This window comes from Cryobacterium sp. M25 (assembly GCF_002929635.1).
GTDB classification, from domain to species: domain Bacteria; phylum Actinomycetota; class Actinomycetes; order Actinomycetales; family Microbacteriaceae; genus Cryobacterium; species Cryobacterium sandaracinum.
Genome location: NZ_PJJU01000058.1, coordinates 155,993 through 176,365, shown reverse-complemented (window position 1 = coordinate 176,365; position 20,373 = coordinate 155,993). Strand labels below are relative to the sequence as shown.

The following is a 20,373-nucleotide window of genomic DNA, read 5'->3' as shown; positions in this document are numbered from 1 at the left end:
GCTACTCCAGGAAGCCGCGCAGTAGCAGGGCGGTGCCGGCCAGGTGCTCGGCCATCGCATGCGCGGCGGCGTCGGGCCGACCGGTCAGGATCGCGGTCACGATCTGCTCGTGCTGCCGGTCCGAGTGTGCGATGTTCGGGCCGAGTGACGGGATGTTGTCGAGCAGTTCGTTGATCCGCATCCGCACTTCGGCCAGCAGCGGCACGAGCGACGGTGAGCCGGCCAGCTCGCCGATGGTGAGGTGCAGCCTGGAGTCGAGCCGGCGGTAGTCCTCGCCGGTGGCGCCGATCGAGTCGGCCAGGCTGTTCCACAGCACTTCCCGTTCGCCGGGCGACAGGGTGCGCGCGGCGGCATGCCGGGCGGCGCCCTCCTCCAAGATTTCCCGGAGCGCGAGCGCGTCCTCGATCTCGGCCACGGAGATGTCCCGGCGCGCCGGCAGTCCACGCTCGTGGCCTCGGCCGGGCGTCTGCTGGGGCAACGAATCGTTGACGAAGGTGCCGCCGTAGCGGCCGCGTCGGGAGACCAGATAGCCGGCCTCGGCCAGGGATGCGATCGCATCCCGCAGCGTGCCCCGACTCACGGCGAGCATGGCGGAGAGTTCGCGTTCGGCCGGCAGTCGTTCGCCGGGCGCGACGAGTCCCAGCCGCACGGTCTGCAGCAGCCGCTGCACGGTCTCCTCGAAGGCGTTGCCACTGTGCACGGGGCGCAGCAGCAGGCCACTGTCGAGCCCGGGCTGTTCGTCGTCGATCACTGTTCTGGTCCTGGCTCCTGGTCGAACTTCCAGTCCATCACGGTTTCCGCACCCTCCCGCACCGCTACATCGGCGTCACGTAGGCCGAGCTGATGCCGCCGTCGACCAGGAACGTGGAGCCCGTGATGAACGAGGAGTCATCGCTGGCCAGGAACGCGACCGCGGCCGCGAGCTCCTCGGGTTCCGCGAACCGGCCGACTGGGATGTGCACCAGCCGCCGGGCCGCGCGCTCCGGGTCCTTCGCGAATAGCTCTTGCAGTAGCGGGGTGTTCACCGGGCCGGGGCAAAGGGCGTTGACCCGGATGCCCTGGCGCGCGAACTGCACGCCCAGCTCGCGGCTGAGCGCGAGCACGCCGCCCTTCGAGGCGGTGTAGGAGATCTGACTGGTCGCGGAGCCGAGCACGGCCACGAACGAGGCCGTGTTGATGATCGACCCGCGGCCCTGCTTCACCATGTAGCGCAGGGCGGACCGGCAGCACAGGTACACCGACTTCAGGTTGACGTCCTGCACCCGTTGCCAGGCCGGCAGCTCGGTCGTCTCGATCGAGTCGTCGTCGGGCGGGGAGATCCCGGCATTGTTGAACGCGATGTCGACGGAGCCGTAGGTGAGATAGGCGGTGTCGAAGAGGTTGTTGACCTCGTCCTCGTCGGTGACATCCACCTTGACGAAGAGGCAGTCGAGCTGGTCGGCCGCCGCGAGCCCCGCCGCCTCGTCGAGGTCGCCGATCACGACCGTTGCTCCTTCCGCGGCGATCCGTTTCGCCGTGGCCAGGCCGATGCCGCTGGCGCCGCCTGTGATCACGGCGACCCGGCCCGCGAGCCGCTGGGTGAGGTCGATGGGGGTGAGGGTGCTCATGCTGGCTCCTTGGGGTTCGTCTGGGGGTGTGGCGTCTAGTCGACGGCGATGAAGACGTTCTTGGTCTCGGTGAACGACAACGGGGCGTCCGGGCCCAGTTCCCGGCCGAGGCCCGACTGCTTGAAGCCGCCGAACGGAGTCGAGTAGCGCACGGAGGAGTGCGAGTTGACAGACAGATTGCCGGATTCCACGGCCCGCGCCACTCGGATCGCCCGGCCCACGTCGCGGGTCCAGATCGATCCGGAGAGGCCGTAGTCGGTGTCATTGGCGAGGTTCACGGCGTCGTCCTCACCGTCGAACGGCAGCACGGTGACGACGGGTCCGAAGATCTCGTCGGTGACGCAACGGTCCGTGCGGGAGTCCGGGGTGAGCACGGTCGGCGGGAACCAGAAACCCGGTCCGGTCGGGGCGCTGCCCCGGAAGGCCACGGTGGAGCCCTCCGGCACATAGGCCGAGACCGCGGCGTGGTGCGCGGCCGAGACGAGCGGGCCCATCTCGGTGCTCTCGTCGGCGGGATCACCCACCCGCACACCGGCGACGGCCGGCTCGAGCAGCTCGAGAAACCGGTCGTAGACGCTCCGCTCCACCAGGATGCGGCTGCGGGCGCAGCAGTCCTGGCCGGCGTTCTCGAACACCCCGGAGGGTGCGGTGGCGGCGGCCTTCTCCAGGTTGGAGTCGGCGAACACGATGTTGGCGCTCTTGCCGCCGAGTTCCAGGGTGACCCGTTTGACCTGGGCGGCGCAGCCGGCCATGATCCGCTTGCCGACATCCGTCGACCCGGTGAAGACGACCTTCCGCACTTGGGGGTGCGTCACGAACCGTTCGCCGACCACCGATCCGCGGCCCGGCAGCACCTGGAACAGCCCCTCGGGCAGGCCGGCCTCCCGGGCGAGTACGCCCAGATGGATGCTGGAGAGCGGCGTCCACTCCGCCGGCTTCAACAACACCGCGTTGCCAGCCGCGAGGGCGGGAGCGAAACCCCAGGCCGCGATCGTCATCGGGAAGTTCCACGGGGTGATGATGCCGACCACACCCAGCGGTTCCTGGAAGGTCACGTCGAGACCGCCGGACACCGGGATCTGCCGCCCGAAGAGTCGCTCGGGGGCGGCCGAGTAGTAGGTCAGCACGTCGCGCACATGGCCGGCCTCCCAGCGCGCCTGCATGATCGGATGCCCCGAGTTGGCCATCTCGATGCGGGCCAGGTTCTCCCGGTCCCCGTCCACGGCCTCAGCGAAGCGGCGCAGAACGGCAGCCTTGTCGGCCGGCGCCACCCGGGACCAGAGCCGCTGCGCGGCCACCGCCCGGGAGACGGCCTCATCGGTCGCATCCGTGTCGAGGTGTTCGATTACGGATACTGTGGTCTCGTCGGCCGGGTTGATCACGGTGTAGCTGCTCACAGGGTGTCCCTTTCCTGGTCGTGGTCGTGGTCGTGCTCGTGCTCGTGCTCGTGCTCATGGGTCGCCCGGTAGCGGGCGGCCGCGTCGACGAGGCCCGCGAAGAGGCGTAGGTCGTCGTGCTGTTCCGGATGCCACTGCACGGCCAGCCCGAACGGGACGTCGGTGAGTTCCACGGCCTGCACGACCCCGTCGTGAGTGCGTGCGGACACGGTGAGGCCGGCGCCGATCCGGTCGATGGACTGGTGGTGGTAGACGGGAACGGGAAGCGGCACGTCCAGGGCGTCGAGCAGCCCGTGCAGCCGCGACTCGGGTTCCACGTGCACGTCCACGATGTTGAAGACGCCACCGCCGGCCTGGTAGCCGCCGTGGCCCACGACGTCGGGCAGGTGCTGGTGCAGGGTGCCGCCCTGTGCGATGTTGAGCATCTGGGCGCCGCGGCAGATGCCGAGCAGCGGCAGCTCCCGGTCGATGGCCCGGTGGATCAGCTCATGCTCCCAGGCGTCACGGTCCCGCCGCGGCTCGTCGGTTTTCGTGTGGGCGGCCTGACCGTAACGCGCCGGATCGACGTCCTTGCCGCCGGTGATGACCAGGCCGTCGAGGCCGTCGAGCACCCGGTCGGCAATGGCCGCGTCCACGGGCTGCGGCGGCAGCAGCACGGCGATGCCGCCCGCGCGGATGACCGAGTCGAAATAGGCCTGGGGCAGGAAGGCGGCCGGCACGTCCCAGACACCGGTCTGGGACTGCTCGAGATAGGTGGTCAGGCCGATCACGGGGCGCGGGTCGGCTCCGGGGCGCGGCGAGGTGCCGGGGTCAGAGGCGCTCAAAGCCGCGCACCCGCTCCCAGTCGGTCACCGCCGCGTCATAGGCTTCCAGCTCGATCCGCGCGTTGTTGAGGTAGTGATCGACGACCTCGTCGCCGAACGCCTCCCGGGCGACCGTGGATGTCGCGAACAGCGCGGTGGCCTCCCGCAGCGAGGCCGGCACCCGCTCGGCGACGCTCTCGTAGGCGTTGCCGACGAAGACATCGTCCAGTTCGAGTTCGTTCTCGATGCCGTAGAGGCCGGCCGCGATCAGCGCGGCCACGGCCAGGTACTGGTTCACGTCGCCGCCGGGCACTCGGTTCTCCACCCGCAGGCCGTGGCCGGCCCCCACCACGCGCAGGGCGCACGTGCGGTTATCGAGCCCCCACGCGATCGCTGTCGGCGCGAAGCTGCCGCTGACATAGCGCTTGTAGGAGTTGATGTTCGGCGCCGAGAACAGGGTCAGCTCGCGCATCACCGCGAGCTGGCCGGCGAGGAAGTGACGGAACAGCGTCGACATGCCGTGATCGGCATCCTTGTCGGCGAAGACCGCGGATCCGTCGGTGCCGCGCAGGCTGATGTGGATGTGGCAGCTGTTGCCCTCCCGCTCGTTGAACTTGGCCATGAAGGTCAGGCTCTTGCCGTGGGCATCCGCGATCTCCTTGGCGCCGTTCTTGTAGATGGAGTGGTTGTCGCAGGTGGCCAGGGCGTCGGTGTAGCGGAACGCGATCTCCTGCTGGCCCAGGTTGCACTCGCCCTTGACGCCCTCGCAGTACATGCCGGCGCCGTCCATGGCGTTACGGATGTCCCGCAGTAACGGTTCCATCCGGGTGGATGCGAGCAACGCATAGTCGATGTTGTAATCGCTGGCGGGGGTCAGGTCGCGGTAGCCCTTCTTCCACGCCTCCCGGTAGCCGTCGTCGAAGACGATGAACTCCAGCTCGGTGCCGACATAGGGCACCAGCCCGCGGTCGGCCAGCCGGGCCAGCTGGGTTTTCAGGATCTGGCGGGGCGACGCCACGACGGGTGACTTGTCGAGCCACCGCAGGTCCGCGGTGACGAGGGCGGCCCCGGGCAGCCAGGGCGCGCGTCGCAGCGTGGCGAGGTCGGGGATCATGGCCATGTCGCCGTAGCCGCGTCGCCAGCTCGACATCTCATAGCCGTCCACCGTGTTCATCTCCACGTCGACGGCCAGCAGATAGTTGCAGCACTCCGCGCCGTGGCCGGCCACGTCTTCCAGGAAGAGCCGCGCGGAAACCCGCTTGCCCACCAGCCGCCCCTGCATATCGGTGAATGCGACGACGACCGTGTCGATGTCGCCGCCGCGAACCAGGGAGGTGAGGTCTTCAAGCGAGAGATTTCCGGAGCGGGGTGTCATCAACTTCTCCTCATCGAGCCGGTCAAAGGGTGAACATTCGACCATTAGACCACAGATCGAGCGCGGCGTAACGGCCAATTTTTGTTCCGCTCGACTCAGGGATCGGGCACCTAAAGGTATGTACAAGCCACCATTGGAGCCCTATAGTCATGCCAACGTAAACTCCCGGAGTTGCCGCTCGATCGCTGAGGTGCGCAACCAGAGCGCAAAGGAATCCAGGATGTCCAAAGACACCTTGAACGTCTCGGGCGTGACCTACACGACGGCAGAGGCAGGGTACTTCGAGAAACGCAAGCTCCGCCGCAGCGCCGGGATCTGGGGGCTGTGGGGACTCGCCGTCGCCGCGGTCATCTCCGGCGATTTCTCGGGCTGGAACTTCGGCATCGATTTCGCCGGATTCGGCGGAATGCTGATCGCCTTCGCCCTCTTGATCGTCATGTACTACGGCATGATCTTCGCGATCGGGGAGATGGCGTCGGCCATGCCGCACACGGGCGGCGCCTATTCCTTCGCCCGGGCGGCGCTCGGGCCCTGGGGCGGTTTCGTCACCGGCCTGGCCGAGACCATCGAGTATGTCGCGACCACTGCGGTGATCGTGTACTTCTCGGCGTCCTACGCCGACGGCATCACGAGTGAGCTGCTCGGAGTCTCACTGCCCGCCTGGGCGTGGTGGGCCATCCTCTACGCCGTATTCATCGGCCTGAACTCGGCCGGCGCCGCGATCTCGTTCAAATTCGCGATCGTGGTCTCGATCATCTCCATCGGCATCCTGCTGGTGTTCTCGGCAATGGCGGCCTTCTCCGGGCTCTTCAGTGTGGACAACCTCTTCGATATCGCCCCGGAGGCCGGCCAGTCCGAGTTCCTGCCCTTCGGCGTGGTGCCGATCCTGTTCGCCCTGCCCTACGCCATGTGGTTCTTCCTCGGAATTGAGGAGCTGCCGCTGGCCGCGGAGGAATCCCACGACCCGGTGCGGGACATCCCGCGAGCCGGTCTGATCGCCCGCACGACCCTGATCGTGACCGGGCTCCTGGTGCTGGTGCTCAACACCGGGATAGTCGGGGCCTCGAACATCGCCACCGCCGGGGAGCCTCTGCTCGACGGCTTTCGGGCGATGGTCGGCGACGAGGCGGCCGCTGTGCTGGCCCTGTTCGCCCTGGTCGGGCTGCTGGCCTCCCTGCAGGGCATCATGTTCGCGTACGGGCGCAACATGTACTCCCTGTCGCGGGCCGGCTATTACCCGAAATTCCTCTCCCTGACCGGCCGCCGCCAGACTCCGGCAGTGGCGCTGCTCGTGGGGGCCCTGATCGGCTTCGTGGCCCTGATCCTCGTCGACTCGCTCGGCGGCGCCGGCGGCGTGGCCGGGGCGATCGTGCTCAACATCGCCGTTTGGGGAGCCGTAATCGCCTACATCCTGCAGATGATCTCGTTCGTCGTGTTGCGCCGAAAGTACCCGAATGCGAACCGGCCCTACCGCAGCCCGTGGGGCGTACCCGGGGCGGTGATCGCGGGCATCCTCTCGCTGGCGATCTTCTTCGGGTTCTTCATCAACGAGCCGGCCCGCCCGGCCATCGCGGCCATCGCCGTGGTCTACGTGGTCATGCTGCTGATCTTCGCGCTCTACGGGCGCAAGCGCCTCGTGCTCTCCCCGGAGGAAGAATACGCGGTGTCCGGCGGCCTGCACGGCGACCCGCAGAAGGAAGGCTACGGCGGCGCCGTGGAGGAGCAACTGCTCGCTCTCGACGGCCGGGACGACCAGCGCGCGCCGTAGCCGAACGAGTTTCGATCGATTGGTTGGGTCGCCCTCCGCGGGTCAGAGCTGACGCACCCGCGTGGACGCTGTTCAGCACAGGCGGAGCGACCTGCCGGTGTTGAACCAATTCGACGGAGATTCTCGAGGAAAACGGCCATTTCGACGTGGTGAGGTCCGTTTTCGGCAAAATCTCCGTCGAATTCGTTCGGGCTGCGGGGCGGGAGCGCTACTGTGACGCCATGTGCGTCTGGGAGCGGCGTTCCCGCGGCCGACCGGGTTCCCTGCCGGCCGCTCGGCCGGCAGGGAACCCGGCCGATGTGATGGTGCTGCGCGACCACACCCTCCCCGACCGGGACTGGACGGTGCTGCCCGCAGGCAGCCGCGCCTTCTGGTTCCCGGCGCTGAGCGGGAACCTCGCCGCCTTCGAGCTGGGCGACCCGGCCGCTCCGAGAATCGTGCTGCTGCCCGGCGCGACCGGCTCCAAGGAAGACTTCGTGCTGTTGGCCCCGCTGCTGGCCGACGCCGGCTACTTCGTGCAGAGCCACGACCTGGCCGGGCACTACCAGGCGTGCGCGGCCGGGCCCGGCGGCACCGAGCCCTGGGACTACGCCCTGTTCGTGGCCGACCTGATCGCGTTCCCCGACGCAGGGTCCACCCCGGTGCACGTGCTCGGTTACTCGATCGCCGGGATCGTCGCCGAGCTGGCCCTCGCCGCGCTTTACCGGGCGGCTGGCTGATCAGGCGGGCCGATTCGGCAGGCTGATCCGGCTGGTAGCAGGCTGAACCGGAGGTTGGCCGGCCGGCTGAACCGGAGGCCGGCGGGCTGATCCGATGCCCCCGCGAAACAGGTCAGTGCCCGATCGTGGGACGCCCGGCCCGGTGGCGCCGCACCGCGTACCGGGCGGCATGCCGGTGCCACGGGTTATTCTCCGGCCAGCCCTGCAGCAGGGCGCGCCCGCCCCACCGTGCCCGGCGGGCGATGGCGCTCCAGGAATCGAAGGGCCGGCCGGAGATGGCTACCCGCAGGGTCGGGTCGTAGCGCACGCGCACCGCGGGGCTCAGGTCCATACTGAGGTCGAGGTCGTCGTGGATGTCGTCGCGGTCGCGGTGCACCCGGAGGCGGGCCTCCAGCCAGACCGCCCGGCGCATGGCGAAATTCGAGCCGAAGACCGGACGGTGCCCCAGCCAGAACGGCATCCAGAAGAAATATCCGCCGATGTAGAAGGTCCCGCCCAACCAGGCCACGAGGGTGCCGCAGCCGTAGAAATCGCCGGGGCCGGTGACCATGTCGCTCCCGGGGGACTCCGCCAGCGCGGACTCGATCCGCGCCAGCCAGTCGGCCGGCGGCACGGAGTCGGAGAAGGGCGGCGTCGTTGCAGCAGGGGATCACGACCGAGATCGTCATCATCGCTGCCTCCTTTCCCGCCCGCAGCGAGCTGTCGCGTTGATCCGCCATCTGGCGGTCACGGTCAGATCGCGCGGCAATGCGTGGTGAGGAACCCGATCTTGTCGATGGTGATCGTGACCGTCGAGCCGTCGCGCAGGAACACCGGAGGTTTGCGGCTGTAGCCGGCGCCGCCCGGGCTGCCGGTGGAGATGAGCGTGCCCGGCAGCAGGGTCGAGGTTTTGGAGAGGTAGGAGATGATCTCGGCGACCGAGCGCACCATGTCGCCGCTCGAGGCATCCTGCAGGATGCGGCCGTCGACGTGGGTGGTCAGCCACAGGTCCTGCGGGTCGGCGATCTGGTCTGCCGTGATGACGACCGGCCCGGTGGGCGTGAAACCGTCGAAGGACTTGCAGCGCGACCACTGCGCCTCGGAGAATTGCAGGTCGCGCGCCGTGATGTCGTTGACGACCGTGTAGCCGAAGACATGGTCGAGAGCGTCCGCCACCGACACGTGGTGTGCGGCCGTGCCGATGATCACGCCGAGCTCGGCCTCGTAGTCGACCTGGCTGGTCAGATCGGTCGGCCAGGTGATCGTGGACTCGTGCCCGGTGAGCGAGTTGGGCCAGAGCGAGAACACGGTCGCGGCCGTTTCGACGCGCAGTTCGAGCTCGGAGGAGTGGGCGGCGTAGTTGGCGCCGATCGCGATGATCTGAGGCGGACGCAGCACGGCCGACGAGTAGCGCAGCTCGCCCAGCGGGGTGAGCGTTGCTCCCTGCGCGGCGGCGTTCTGGCTCAGGGCGCGCACCCGGTCGTACTCGTCAGAGTCCTTCTCGATCAGGTCCTGCAGATCGCGGGGGGCGTCGTCCATGATCTCGTCGAGGAACAGCGCTGCGTCGTCGAAGACGGCGGCGAGCCGCGGAGTGGATTGACCTTCAACTCTCAGGTGGGCGAATTTCACCTGTTCAGGCTATCTGGCCCGGGAGGGGTCGCGGTGCGCGGGGTAGCCGCGGCGCCTGCCGCGCGCCACAGGTGCATGCCGGCGTAGCTGCGCCACGGCGCCCAGGCGGCGCCGTGGCGGGCGAGTTGCCGGGCCTCCGCGGGCAGGCCGAGCCGCCCGGCGCCCTGCAACAGGGCCAGGTCGCTGGTCAGCAGGATGTCCGGGCTGCCCAGCACGCGCAGGGCCACGTATCCGGCCGTCCACGGTCCGATCCCGGCCAGGGCGGTCAGACGGGACTCAAGATCCTCCCGGGTCTGCCCGTAGGAGAGCACCAGATCGCCGGAGCAGAGCGCCTCCGCCACGCCGATGATCGCGTCGATGCGCGCGGCCGGGCCGCGCAGCACGCCGCGGCCCTCGGTCACGATCCGCTGGGCGGTGGGAAACAGCCGGGTCAGGGGAGCGGCGGTGGGGTCGTGGATGAAGGGGCTTTGGCTGGTGCCGGTGGTGGCGCTGGTGCCGCTGGTGCCGGTGGTGGTGTCGCTGCCGCTGTCCCCTGCACCCGGGTACACGTCGTCGCCGAGCGCAGCGGCCAGCAGGGTGAGTGCCGTTCGGGCGGAGGCCACCGAGACCTGCTGGCCGATGAGCGCGCGGAACAGGGTCTCCTCGGGGTCCACGCTGCCCGGCACGCGCATGCCAGGGGTGGCCGCGATTCCGGCCACGAGTTGCGGGTCCCGCCCGAGCGCCAGGTCGATCGCCCGGGAGTCCGCGTCCAGGTCGAGCAGGCGCCGCACCCGGCTGACGAGCGGCGCGAGGTCGGCGAGGCTGGCCAGTCGGGCGCGGCAGGCGACGGCTGGCGCGGCCGCCGTTCCCGACAGGGTCAGTTCCATCGTCGCGGGTCCGTGTGGCAGGCGCAGCGTGCGCGCGTAACGGGCATCCGTCGCCTGTTCCAACCCCGCGAGGCCTCGCGCGGCGAGGAACCGCAGCACCCCCACCCCGTCGAACGGCGCGCGCGCCGGCAGCAGCAGGTCGATGCCCGTCCCGTCACCGACCCCGAAGCCGGCCTCACCGACCCCGCCGACGCCGAGGGGCTGGGCGCGGGGCTGGGCGCGGGCGGGACGGGCGCGGCGCAGCTCGGTGGGGGTGCGCTCGTAGACGACGGCGATGGTGTCGTTGAACTGGCGCACGCTGCCGAAACCGGCGGCGAATGCGACCTCGGTGATCGGGACATCCGTGCTCGCCAGCAGCACGCGGGCGGTCTGTGCGCGGTGCGCCCGGGCGAGCGCGAGCGGGCCGGCGCCCAGCTCGTTCACGAGCACGCGGGTCAGGTGCCGTTCGCTGTAGCCGAGGCGGCGGGCGAGGCCGGGCACGCCCTCCCGCTCAACCGTGCCGTCGCTGATCAGGCGCATGGCGCGGGCGGCGAGGTCGTCACGGATGTCCCAGTCCGGCGACCCGGGGACGGCATCAGGAAGGCAGCGTTTGCACGCCCGCAGGCCGGCCTCGTGCGCGGCCGCGCTGGTGAGATAGAACGACACATTGGCCGGCTTCGGTGTGGCCGCCGGGCAGCTGGGGCGGCAGTAGATTCCGGTGGAGTGCACGCCCGTGATGAACTGACCGTCGAAGCGTGAGTCTCGGGAGGACATGGCCCGGTAGCGCTCGAAGAAGACCGGATCGAGCCCGGCAGGAGGGATGGTCACCCGGCCAGCCTGCCACCGCGAGCCCGGGCGCACCAGCGGGAATCGGCCATCGCCGGTGCCGGCCGCAGCGGCCGCGGGCCATGCCGGCCTGCGTCCGGGCCTGCCCTCCGGCACCCGGCCCGGTACTCTGGGCGCATGACCGCACTGGAGCGTCTGCAGGCCGAACTCGGCACCCACGTCAGCGTCGATCCGCGCCGGCTCGCGCCCGTTCGGGCCGACAAATCGGGCTGGGTTGCCCCGGGGATGCCGCTGGCGGTCGTCTACGCCGCATCCGTCGACCAGGTGCAGGCGACTCTGCGCATCGCGACCGAGTTTCGCGTGCCGGTGATCACCCGCGGAGCCGGAACGGGCCTGGCCGGGGGAGCGTGCGGCACGGGCGGCGCCATCGTGCTGAGCGTCGAGCGGATGAACCGTATCCTCGAGATCCGCCCGGAGGATGAACTGGCCGTGGTCGAGCCGGGCGTGCTCAACGGCGACCTCAACACGGCCCTCTCCGCGCACGGGCTGTGGTTCGCGCCGGACCCGGCAAGCCGGGCGATCTCCTCGGTCGGCGGCAACATCGCCACCAACGCGGGCGGGCTGCTCTGCGCGAAGTACGGCGTCACCCGGGAGGCGGTGCTGGCGTTGACGGTGGTGCTCGCCGACGGGAGCCTGCTGGAGACCGGGCACCGCACAGTCAAGGGCGTCACCGGCTACGATTTGACCGCCCTGCTCACCGGCTCGGAGGGCACCCTCGGCGTGATCGTCGAGGCCACCGTGCGGGCGCGCGCCATCACCCTGGGCGAGACCGTCACGATCGGCGCGACGTTCCCCGACGTGGCCCAGGCGGCCGCGGCATCCGGTCTCGTCACGGCGGCCCGGCTGCGCCCGGCCGTGATGGAACTCATCGACCCGGTGGCCCTGGCCCTGATCGCGGCGTACCTCGGGCCGAACCTGTTCGAGGGAGTTCCGGCTAGGGGAGCGTTCCTGCTGGTGCAGACGGATGGGCCGGCGAGCCAGGCGGAGGCGGACCAGGCGGTGGCCGTGCTGCGGGCCGCGGGCGGGGAGGTGCGCGTCTCCACCGACGCCGAATCCGCCGATCGACTGCTGGCCGTGCGGCGGGCCGCGCACCCGGCGCTGGCCGCTCACGGCGAGGTCCTGATCGAGGATGTCTGCGTGCCCCGCTCCCGGCTGGCCGAGATGTTCGCGCGGATCGCTGAGATCAGCGCCCGCACGGGCCTGCCCATCCCCACGGTGGCCCACGCCGGAGACGGCAATCTGCACCCCAATTTCCTGATCCCGTTCGATCCGGCCCGGGGCGGCGCGGAGCCGGTCGTGCCGGAGGCGGTCTGGCTGGCGGCCGACGAGCTCTTCCGTGCCGCGCTCGAACTCGGCGGCACGCTCACCGGCGAGCACGGGGTCGGCGTGCTCAAGCGGCGCTGGCTGGCCGAGGAGCTCGGCGACACGGGCTTCGCCCTGCAGCGCCGGATCAAGGCGGCGTTCGACCCGTTGGGCATCCTCAACCCGGGCACCATGTTCGAGGCGTGAGCGCGCGGCTAGTCTGTTGGGCATGACCCACGAGCCGACCCCGGAGCACTCCGCCGCCGCCCCACACTCTCATCCGGCCGGAACCCAGCCCGCGGCCCAGCCTGCCCCGGTGCAGCCCGCGGCCCAGCCGGTGCAGCCCGTCTGGACCGCCCCCGTTCGTCGCACCCGGGCGGGCATCGTCACGCTCACGGTCACCGGCCTCGTCATCGGGGGCGCCGCGCTGCTGCTGGTGTTCGTCTACCTGGCCACCTTCCTCGGTGCCGGCACGCTGCTGGTCGGCCTCATCCTGGCACTCATCCCGCTGATCGGGATTTTGCTCGCCGTGGGCTGGATCGATCGGTGGGAGCCCGAACCCCGCCCGGCCCTCTGGTTCGCGTTTCTCTGGGGCGCCGGCGTCTCCATCGTGACCGCGCTGCTCTTCGACCTGGGCGTGCAGCTGGCCCGGGCCGGCGCCGGGGCCATCGAAACGGATGACGGTTTCGCCGCCGCCGTCTTCCAGGCGCCCCTCGTCGAGGAGGCCGCCAAGGGTGCCGGGGTGCTGCTGCTCTTCTGGGTGCTGCGTCGGAGATTCGACGGTCCGGTCGATGGCGTGGTCTATGCCGCGACGATCGCGGCCGGATTCGCCTTCACCGAGAACATCCAATACTTCGGTGTGGCGATAATGGAGGGTGGCTCCGAGAACCTGGGCTTCACGTTCCTGGTGCGGGGGGTGTTGTCGCCCTTCGCCCATGTCATGTTCACTGCCTGCATCGGCATTGCGTGCGGGCTGGCGGTCCGGTTCCGGCCGTTCCCGGCCTTCGCCACGATTCTGCTCGGATTTGTCTCGGCGATCTTCCTGCACTCCGTCTGGAACGGGGCGTTCTACCTGGTCGAGAGTGGCTCGCTGGTGGCGTACTACCTCGCCGTGCAGGTGCCTCTGTTCCTCGGCGCGATCATGGTTGTCGTGCTGCTGCGGCGCCAGGAAGAACGCGTCACCGTACTCCGGCTGAGCGAGTATGCCGCGGCCGGCTGGTTCAGCCCGGCCGAGGTGGGTATGCTCGCCACCCGCGATGGCCGTCGGCAGGCTCGATCCTGGGCCGCGCGGCAGCCCCAAACCCGGAAGCGGGCCATGCACCACTTCATCCACAACTCCACCCGCCTGGCTTTCGCCCGACAGCGCATGGTGAACGGTACGGCTGCGAACGTCGACCGGGCCGACGAATCGGAGCTGCTGGGGCTGATCCAGCGCGACCGTGCCCGCGTGATCAACTGACTCTGGTGCCCTGACGAACAAGGACTCGCCGCCCCGGTGGTGTGGCAGTGCCGACAACTCTCCCGGAGCAGCGAGTTCTGTTCCCATGGTGCGCCCGACGGCCACGTTCGCGCAAGGGGGAATTTTTGGTGTGCGGGCGAGCGCGCAATCCGATTGGATAGAGGAATGACTGATCAAAACACCAAGCCCGAACTCGACGCTCCGGAGGGCCCCGCGCCTACCGAACTGACCATCACCGACATCGTGGTCGGCGAGGGAGCCGAAGCAACCCCCGGCGCCACCGTCAACGTGCACTACCTCGGCGTCGCCTATGACACCGGAGATGAATTCGACTCCTCCTGGAGCCGCGGGCAGTCGATCAACTTCCCGCTTGCTCAGCTCATCGCGGGCTGGCAGCAGGGCATCCCCGGCATGAAGGTCGGCGGACGCCGCAAGCTGGTCGTCCCTCCGCACCTGGCCTACGGACCGGCCGGCGGAGGACACCAGCTCTCCGGCCAGACCCTGATCTTCGTGATCGACCTGCTCGGAACCCGCTAGAAACCCGCAGTGCCGGAAGCACGTGCGAGTCGCCACGCGAGTCGCGCATTGCTACGAGTCGTGTTCGATTCGCACGTGCTTGATTCGGGAGGCGTGGCCGCGCACGATGGTCACCGCGCTCTTGGACACGCCGAAGTGCTTGGCCAGCAGCTTCACCAGCGCATCGTTGGCGGCCCCCTCAACGGCCCGCTGCTGCAAGAACACGGTGAGCGCAGCATCCGTCGGAGCATGGGGCGCGTCGTCGCCCGGCTCCCGGCCCGGCTCTCGGCCCGGCTCTCGGCCCGGCTCCCGGCCCGGCTCTCCCCCGGAGACCAGCGGTCCCTTCCGACTACCGGGCTTCACATGCACCGTCAGGTTCACCGTTCGCGTCACGTCGGACCTCCGGGAATATAGTTCTCTTCACAACGCTAGTGGGCGGAGTCGTCTTCATGATCTCAATCGATAGTGCGCGGGCCCTGGCCGAAGCCGGTCTGCAGTGGCGTCCCGTCTCCGGTGACGCCTTCCGCATCGAGCGCTCCGGCTTCGAAAGCGACGTGTTCACGGTCAGTGACATGACGATCGAGCCGCACGAGTTCGACACGGGAACGATCCTCGGCTTCAACGGCACCACCGAGTGGGCCCTCGATTCACTGGCCCTCGAGGATGCCCTGTGGATGCCGCGTGAGGACCAGCTGCGCGACCTGTTGCGGAGCACCTTCCGTTCGCTCACCCGTCAGGGGGAGGACAGCTACCGGGTGACGGTGGCGCTGAACGGGGCGCCGGAATTCTTCGACGCCGCCGACCCCGCGGATGCCTACGGCAACGCGCTCCTGCGTCTGATCAGCCTGTCCGCCGATTCCCTCGCCTGACACCCACCCTCTCGCCGGCTCCGCCGGTGGTCGAGCCTGTCGAGACCCGGTACGTCGACCTCCAGAGATTCGCCCGGGGCATCCGTTGCGGTCGAAGTCGCTAACCTCGGAGATTTTCGCGACACGCCGGGCAACCGGCCACCACAACCGGCGTTTCCCGAAAATATCCGAGTTTACGTGACACGGATGTGTGCTGCGCGCCCATTGACGGATGCCCGCTGCGGGCCCTGCGACGGCTGCTTCTACTCCTCCACAATACGGGTTTGATCAGGTTATCCACAGGGCGCTGACGGGTGCCGATCTGGAGCATGGAATGTCAGTGGTCAGCCGTAACGTGTGTCTCATGAAGCCCTCCGACAGTGGGCAGCGAGAACGCCTGGGTCGTCACTTCGACGCCATCCGGGAGATGCAGGCGGACGCCGCCCGGGTTGACGCCCGCCTGGCCGAACAGGTCGATCGGGCCCGCCGGTTCGCCGAAGCCCTGGCCCGAGACGCGGCCCAGGCAGCCAAGGACAAGGCCAGGGAGGGACCCCGGCAGTGGCCGGGGTCGCGGCCGGGATACCCCGCGCCCGGTGGGACGCTGCACAGGTCGCCGAGCGGGAGTTCGTGACCGAACTGTCCTGCACCCTGCGACTGCCCGTGCGTTCGGCCGAGAACCTGATCGCCGAGAGCCAGACCCTCCTGCACGAACTGCCCGCGACCCGGGCGGCCCTGCATGACGGGTCGATCACTTACCGGCACGCGCAGGTACTGATCAACCAGTCCTGGTCGCTGCCGGCCGAGGCGCTAGCCGGGTTCGAACAGGCGCTGCTGCAGTCCGCCCCGCACCTGACCGTTTCGAACCTGAAGAACAAGGCCCGGATCATGAGGGAACGGCTGCACCCGGAGTCGATCACGGCCCGGCACCAGAAATCGCTGGCCGACCGCACGGTGATCTTCGAGCCCGAGGCCGACGGGATGGCATCCCTGTCCTGGCACGACTCGGCGGAGAAAGTGAAGGCCGCGCACGACCGCCTCACCGTGATGGGGATGAGCCTGCAGGGCCCGAACGAGACCCGCACGCTGACCCAGCTGCGGGCGGACGTGTTCGAAGACCTCATCCTCGACGGGGTTACCGCATCGGGGGTCGGCCAGGGCATCCGCGGCTCGGTGCACGTCACCGTCCCGGTGATGACGCTCCTCGGCCACTCCGAGCAACCCGGCCACCTCGAGGGGTACGGGCCGATCGACCCCGATACCGCACGCGAGATTGCGGCCGGGGCGCCCGGCTTCATCCGAATCCTGACCCATCCGGAGACCGGGGTGGTGCTCTCGGTCGGGCGCACGTTCATCAGTCGGGGACCGACGTCAGGCCAGCCAGGTCGCCGTCATCCGCTGCACGACTCCGCCGTCGAGGTCGGCGAGCTTGACCGCCACGAACCGGCGCGCCGCCTCCGATGTCTGCACCCGAAACGGTGGGCGGTCGCCGTCGAGCAGGGCGGCGACGATCTCGCCGGCGCTCCGGGCCGACTGGGCCGAGCCGAAGGATGACGCCGCGCGGGCCAGGTACGCCTCCAGTGCCGCGGCGTACGGGTCGTTGGCCAGGCCGGATTGGTTGAGGTCCCGGCCGACGTTGGCGACGAACGAGGATGTCACGGCGCCGGGTTCGACTACCGTCACCGACACACCGGCCGTGGCGGCCACCGGGGCCAGGCTCTCCATGAATCCCTCCACCGCGAACTTCGCCGCACAATACGCCTCGTTGAAGGGCTGGCCGATGGCTCCACCCACGCTCGAGACGGTGATCAGCCGGCCCGTGCTGCCCCGGAGAAGGGGGAGCGCGGCCCGTGTGAGGGCAACCACCCCGAAGAAGTTCACCTCCATCACGGCGCGAACGTCATCGACCGTTTCGTTCTCGATGGTGCCGAGCCTCCCCGACCCGGCGTTGTTGATGAGCGCGTCGAGCCGGCCGTGCCGGTCGATGGTCCTGGCCACGGCATCCGTGGCCGCCTGCGGTTCAGTCACGTCCAGGCGACGGATGTCGAGGCTCACTCCGCGTCGGCGGCCGCGTCCCGCAGAGCGCGGGCGCCCTCGAGGTTGCGCATGGTGGCTACCACCGTGTGGCCGGCGCGAGCCGCGGCGATGGCGGCGTGGAGTCCGATACCGGAGGAAGTCCCCGTGATCAGAACGACGCTGGAGTCCGGTGCGCGAGTCACGCTTCTAGTACCGGTCGGGTTCCGGGCCGAGCTGGAACCGGCGGCCTGTGATCCTGGTCGGCGTTATCTCGACGTAGATGTACTTCAGGGTCGGGATGAGCGGGCGCAGCGGCAGTTGATCCGCGGCCTCGATCTCGGCCTGCTTGTCGAGAACTCGGGCCTCGCCTCGCACCACGACGCTCCACGCCTCGCTGCGGCCGATGCCGTCGATCTCGAAGGCGACCCGGTTGTTCACCGTGAGCTCGAGGAGCTTCGTACCTTCGGCCGTGCGGAAAACGAGCTGCCGGTCTGCGGAGACGAAGTTCACCGGGTAGATGTCCGGCTCACCGGAAATGCTCATCGCGAGTCTTCCGAAACTGGACGAGATCAGGAGATCCCAGCAGTCGTCCTCGCTGAGGTTCTGAACCGGGTACAGGTCGTTGGTTTCCATGACTCATAGTCCCACGCGGTCCGGCCCGACGCGAGCCGGTGCCGGCAACGAAAAACGCGCCCACCGTTCGCCGAGGGGCGGTGGGCGCGTTTCGGCCTGGCAGCGAGTCGGATCAGTCCCGACGGAGGCGTACGACGGTGCGTCGAAGCGCGAGGAGCGCGCCGAGTCCGAGGAGCAGGGCGCCTGCAGCCGCGGAGATCAGCAGGGGTGCCGAGTCGACGCCGGTCGCGGCCAGCTCGGGAGCGGCCGTGATCGTGTCGGCGGCGGCCGGGAGGGCCGTTTCGGTCGGTGTCGGTGTCTCGGTCGGTGTCGGTGTCTGCGTCGGCGTGACCTCGGCTGCAGGCACGATCGTGTTGAGCTCGGTCGCGCACTCCACGGTCGAGCCACCGCCGTTGCTGGAGTAGTTGCACTGGTTGACAGTGATGGGCACGTCGGTCGTCACCGTCGCCGAGGGATTCACCCGGCAGAGCACATCGGCGCCGCCGCCGTTCCCGGCGTTGTTGCACTGGGTGACGGTCGCGTCGGTGGTGTTCTCAAGGGGCACGCAGTCGAGTTCCGTGCTGGCTCCGGAGCCGACGCACTGGTTGACCGTGGCCGGGGATGCCGTGGTCGCACCGGTGATGTGGTTGTTCACGGTCACCGTGCAGATGGTGTTACCGCCGCCGACGTTGATCGAGCCGTTGCACTGGGTGATCGTGTGGATCAGCTTCGAAGAGTTCACGACCGTCGCTGCGGGGGGCTGCACCTCGGTGTTCGCCGCGTGGATGCTGACGACGGTGCTGGTGGTCGAACTGGTCGCGCCGGTGGCCAGATTGAGATAATTGTCGACCGTGACGCTGCATTCGACGGCGCCGGTGCCGCCGCCGACTCCGGCGACATCGTTACACTGTTCGACGGTGCCGTCGACCGGAGCAGCCGAAGCGGAAACCGCCGGCGAAGCGGTCAGGACGAAGGCCGCGAGGAAAAGGCCGAGGGCCAGAACAATCGAACGGTTCAGTGCAGAAGCACTGAGGAAAGAACGTGAAGTTTTAACAGCCAGCAGATTTGCGATGGGGGCCCCCTTATTAGGACCACCCTAACAGGGCATTCGCAGGTGCCAACGACGAGGACCGGGTCAGTGCCCTTCGTTCACGCCTCTGACCCGGTCAATAAGATCTTTCCACGGCCCAGAGACCTGCTGCTCGCCGAGCACGACCTCGTGGGGCGCGCAACGGATGCGGTAGACGTAGCGGTCCGGCTGCGGAGCCGCCGCGGACACCTCGTCCCAGGGCAGCCCACGGAGAAGTTCCGCCCAGGCGGACCGGTCGGGTTGTTCCTCCACCTGGACCTCCCAGGTGGTGCGGATGCCGGCGAAGCCACCGCTGCGCGAAACGACGACCTTCATGGGCCGATATTACTCCGGCCGGGGGGCAGGATCGACGGGCGCGCGACCGACGCCGGTTCCTGACCCAGTGCCGGACCGGGGCCGGGATCCGGTGCCGAGCCCGCCGCCGAGGCCGACGGCGGTCCAGCCGGCGATCACGGCCTCGTGTTCTCGGGACCCGGCGCCGTGGCGCGTGACCGCTGCCCGCGAGGTCGCCCGCGCGAACCCGGCGAAGTCCACGGTGCGGCCCAGCGTGCCGGAGGTGAGGGTGTCGAACCAGATCTGGCCGGCCGTCTCCCAGGCGTTTCCGCCGAGAGCTGTGGCCACGAGGTAGAACGCCCGGTTCGGAATGCCCGAGTTCAGGTGCACCCCGCCGTTGTCGTCTTCGGTTTCGATGTAGCCGGTCATGTCCGCGGGCTGGGGGTCCTTGCCGAGAGCATCGTCGTTGTAGGCGGTGCCGGGAGCCTTCAGCGAGCGCAGTGCGACCCCCTGCACCTGGTCGGTGAAGAGACCTTCGCCGATCAGCCAGCCGGCCTCGGCGGCTGACTGGCCCAGGGAGCGCTGCTCCACCAGCGAGCCGAACACGTCCGACAGGGACTCGTTTATCGCACCTGATTGCCCCTCGTAGGCGAGGTTGGCCGTGAATTGGGTCACCCCGTGCGTGAGCTCATGCCCGATCACCGTCAGCGACGCGGTGAAACGGTTGAAGACCAGGCCGTCGCCATCGCCGAACACCATGCGCTCGCCGTCCCAGAACGCGTTGTCGTAGTTGCGGCCGTAGTGCACGGTCGCCTCCAGCGACACACCGCGGTCATCGATCGAGTCGCGCTCGAACACGTTCCAGAACAGGGAATGCGTGTCTCCGAGCCCCGCCCAGGCCTCATTGACCGCGAGATCGGCCCCGGCGGGCTGGCCCTCGCGGCGGACCAGCCGGCCCGGCAGTCGTTCCAGGCCGCCGGCATCCGACACGGCCCGGTCCACGTGCCCGCGCATCCGAGCGGCCGCTCCGCCGCGCACACCGGAGTGGACCGACGACGACGGCGTCGGATGCGCCGCCGCGCGCAGTTCCCGGATCGGCACGTCCCGCATCAGAGACCGTCTGGCTGCCTCGGCCGCGGCCGCGAGCCGGGGATCGTCGACCCGCGCCAGCCGCACCAGCAGATACGGCGGCACGATAGTGCACCGGGAGAAGCCGTGCGATGAGCCTGTCATGGGTCGAGTGTGGCACTCGGCGGTGACGCGCACCACACAAATTCCTGATTAGCCCGTGT

23 protein-coding genes and 1 pseudogene are annotated in these 20,373 nt (G+C 69.2%); 9 read left to right on the top strand and 15 right to left on the bottom strand.

Annotated features, from left to right (window positions below; all coding sequences use genetic code 11):
• Nucleotide 1: 1 nt before the first annotated feature.
• From CXY81_RS15235 to CXY81_RS15215, 5 genes are all read right to left on the bottom strand, one after another.
• Entirely contained in the window at nucleotides 2–751 is a 750-nt protein-coding gene (locus tag CXY81_RS15235) for an FCD domain-containing protein (RefSeq protein WP_166786615.1), read from the bottom strand.
• A gap of 64 nt (nucleotides 752–815) precedes the next feature.
• Nucleotides 816–1,607, bottom strand: coding sequence for a 3-oxoacyl-ACP reductase (locus CXY81_RS15230; protein ID WP_199183076.1), 792 nt, complete (start codon nucleotides 1,605–1,607; stop codon nucleotides 816–818).
• A gap of 35 nt (nucleotides 1,608–1,642) precedes the next feature.
• On the bottom strand, nucleotides 1,643–3,004 hold the full coding sequence (locus tag CXY81_RS15225; protein WP_104195336.1) for an aldehyde dehydrogenase: 1,362 nt from the start codon (nucleotides 3,002–3,004) through the stop codon (nucleotides 1,643–1,645).
• A complete protein-coding gene (locus tag CXY81_RS15220; protein ID WP_199183075.1) occupies nucleotides 3,001–3,828 on the bottom strand; it encodes a gamma-glutamyl-gamma-aminobutyrate hydrolase family protein in 828 nt (275 codons plus the stop codon). Before CXY81_RS15220 ends, CXY81_RS15225 begins: the two co-directional genes overlap by 4 nt.
• Nucleotides 3,815–5,182: a glutamine synthetase family protein gene (locus CXY81_RS15215; RefSeq protein ID WP_104169989.1), complete on the bottom strand. Its 1,368-nt coding sequence runs from the start codon at nucleotides 5,180–5,182 to the stop codon at nucleotides 3,815–3,817. The genes CXY81_RS15220 and CXY81_RS15215 overlap by 14 nt, the downstream gene beginning before the upstream one ends.
• A 220-nt stretch (nucleotides 5,183–5,402) precedes the next feature.
• On the opposite strand from CXY81_RS15215, the gene CXY81_RS15210 reads away from it, so the two are divergent.
• Both CXY81_RS15210 and CXY81_RS15205 read left to right on the top strand, forming a co-directional pair.
• On the top strand, nucleotides 5,403–6,950 hold the full coding sequence (locus CXY81_RS15210) for an amino acid permease (protein ID WP_104101074.1): 1,548 nt from the start codon (nucleotides 5,403–5,405) through the stop codon (nucleotides 6,948–6,950).
• Nucleotides 6,951–7,171: 221 nt separating this feature from the next.
• Entirely contained in the window at nucleotides 7,172–7,669 is a 498-nt protein-coding gene (locus CXY81_RS15205; RefSeq protein WP_146067717.1) for an alpha/beta fold hydrolase, read from the top strand.
• A 112-nt stretch (nucleotides 7,670–7,781) separates the two neighbouring features.
• Here the strand turns inward: CXY81_RS15205 and CXY81_RS15200 are convergent, their stop codons facing one another.
• From CXY81_RS15200 to CXY81_RS15190, 3 genes are all read right to left on the bottom strand, one after another.
• Nucleotides 7,782–8,282 (bottom strand): hypothetical protein, encoded by a 501-nt coding sequence (locus tag CXY81_RS15200; RefSeq protein ID WP_104195333.1) that lies wholly within the window; start codon nucleotides 8,280–8,282, stop codon nucleotides 7,782–7,784.
• A gap of 119 nt (nucleotides 8,283–8,401) precedes the next feature.
• Nucleotides 8,402–9,277, bottom strand: coding sequence for a fumarylacetoacetate hydrolase family protein (locus CXY81_RS15195; RefSeq protein ID WP_233194206.1), 876 nt, complete (start codon nucleotides 9,275–9,277; stop codon nucleotides 8,402–8,404).
• On the bottom strand, nucleotides 9,274–10,950 hold the full coding sequence (locus CXY81_RS15190; protein ID WP_255408702.1) for a DNA-3-methyladenine glycosylase 2 family protein: 1,677 nt from the start codon (nucleotides 10,948–10,950) through the stop codon (nucleotides 9,274–9,276). The genes CXY81_RS15195 and CXY81_RS15190 overlap by 4 nt, the downstream gene beginning before the upstream one ends.
• A 135-nt stretch (nucleotides 10,951–11,085) precedes the next feature.
• Here CXY81_RS15190 and CXY81_RS15185 point away from each other — a divergent pair, with 135 nt between their 5' ends.
• From CXY81_RS15185 to CXY81_RS15175, 3 genes are all read left to right on the top strand, one after another.
• The gene (locus CXY81_RS15185) at nucleotides 11,086–12,477 is read left to right on the top strand and encodes an FAD-binding oxidoreductase (RefSeq protein WP_104169948.1); all 1,392 of its coding nucleotides are present in this window, start codon (nucleotides 11,086–11,088) and stop codon (nucleotides 12,475–12,477) included.
• 22 nt (nucleotides 12,478–12,499) lie between these two features.
• Nucleotides 12,500–13,729 (top strand): PrsW family intramembrane metalloprotease, encoded by a 1,230-nt coding sequence (locus tag CXY81_RS15180; RefSeq protein ID WP_104195332.1) that lies wholly within the window; start codon nucleotides 12,500–12,502, stop codon nucleotides 13,727–13,729.
• A gap of 165 nt (nucleotides 13,730–13,894) precedes the next feature.
• Entirely contained in the window at nucleotides 13,895–14,266 is a 372-nt protein-coding gene (locus CXY81_RS15175) for an FKBP-type peptidyl-prolyl cis-trans isomerase (RefSeq protein WP_104101078.1), read from the top strand.
• Nucleotides 14,267–14,317: 51 nt separating this feature from the next.
• On the opposite strand, the gene CXY81_RS15170 is transcribed toward CXY81_RS15175, so the two are convergent.
• The gene (locus CXY81_RS15170; RefSeq protein WP_233194205.1) at nucleotides 14,318–14,638 is read right to left on the bottom strand and encodes a DUF167 domain-containing protein; all 321 of its coding nucleotides are present in this window, start codon (nucleotides 14,636–14,638) and stop codon (nucleotides 14,318–14,320) included.
• 56 nt (nucleotides 14,639–14,694) lie between these two features.
• Here CXY81_RS15170 and CXY81_RS15165 point away from each other — a divergent pair, with 56 nt between their 5' ends.
• The 3 genes and pseudogenes from CXY81_RS15165 to CXY81_RS17130 form a co-directional block, all read left to right on the top strand.
• On the top strand, nucleotides 14,695–15,114 hold the full coding sequence (locus tag CXY81_RS15165; RefSeq protein ID WP_104101079.1) for a hypothetical protein: 420 nt from the start codon (nucleotides 14,695–14,697) through the stop codon (nucleotides 15,112–15,114).
• A gap of 343 nt (nucleotides 15,115–15,457) precedes the next feature.
• On the top strand, nucleotides 15,458–15,724 hold the full coding sequence (locus CXY81_RS16500) for a hypothetical protein (protein ID WP_104169223.1): 267 nt from the start codon (nucleotides 15,458–15,460) through the stop codon (nucleotides 15,722–15,724).
• A pseudogene (locus CXY81_RS17130) lies at nucleotides 15,652–16,350 on the top strand (DUF222 domain-containing protein); the annotation flags it as partial. The gene CXY81_RS16500 and the pseudogene CXY81_RS17130, both read left to right, overlap by 73 nt.
• A gap of 111 nt (nucleotides 16,351–16,461) precedes the next feature.
• Here CXY81_RS17130 and CXY81_RS17610 read toward each other — a convergent pair.
• From CXY81_RS17610 to CXY81_RS15140, 4 genes are all read right to left on the bottom strand, one after another.
• Nucleotides 16,462–17,118, bottom strand: a complete 657-nt coding sequence (locus CXY81_RS17610; RefSeq protein ID WP_369828405.1) for an SDR family NAD(P)-dependent oxidoreductase — start codon at nucleotides 17,116–17,118, stop codon at nucleotides 16,462–16,464.
• 23 nt (nucleotides 17,119–17,141) lie between these two features.
• Nucleotides 17,142–17,309 (bottom strand): SDR family NAD(P)-dependent oxidoreductase, encoded by a 168-nt coding sequence (locus CXY81_RS17265; protein WP_255408553.1) that lies wholly within the window; start codon nucleotides 17,307–17,309, stop codon nucleotides 17,142–17,144.
• A 4-nt stretch (nucleotides 17,310–17,313) separates the two neighbouring features.
• Nucleotides 17,314–17,739 (bottom strand): pyridoxamine 5'-phosphate oxidase family protein, encoded by a 426-nt coding sequence (locus tag CXY81_RS15145; protein WP_104169225.1) that lies wholly within the window; start codon nucleotides 17,737–17,739, stop codon nucleotides 17,314–17,316.
• A 112-nt stretch (nucleotides 17,740–17,851) separates the two neighbouring features.
• Nucleotides 17,852–18,379 carry a hypothetical protein gene (locus CXY81_RS15140; RefSeq protein ID WP_104195329.1) on the bottom strand — a complete coding sequence of 176 codons (528 nt, stop codon included), beginning with the start codon at nucleotides 18,377–18,379 and terminating at the stop codon, nucleotides 17,852–17,854.
• On the opposite strand from CXY81_RS15140, the gene CXY81_RS15135 reads away from it, so the two are divergent.
• Nucleotides 18,366–18,560 (top strand): hypothetical protein, encoded by a 195-nt coding sequence (locus CXY81_RS15135; RefSeq protein ID WP_104195328.1) that lies wholly within the window; start codon nucleotides 18,366–18,368, stop codon nucleotides 18,558–18,560. The two genes, CXY81_RS15140 and CXY81_RS15135, sit on opposite strands and share 14 nt — an antisense overlap.
• A 293-nt stretch (nucleotides 18,561–18,853) precedes the next feature.
• Here the strand turns inward: CXY81_RS15135 and CXY81_RS15130 are convergent, their stop codons facing one another.
• Entirely contained in the window at nucleotides 18,854–19,123 is a 270-nt protein-coding gene (locus tag CXY81_RS15130) for a protealysin inhibitor emfourin (protein ID WP_104169227.1), read from the bottom strand.
• Nucleotides 19,124–19,132: 9 nt separating this feature from the next.
• Nucleotides 19,133–20,314, bottom strand: a complete 1,182-nt coding sequence (locus CXY81_RS15125) for a M4 family metallopeptidase (RefSeq protein ID WP_104169233.1) — start codon at nucleotides 20,312–20,314, stop codon at nucleotides 19,133–19,135.
• Nucleotides 20,315–20,373: the final 59 nt, after the last annotated feature.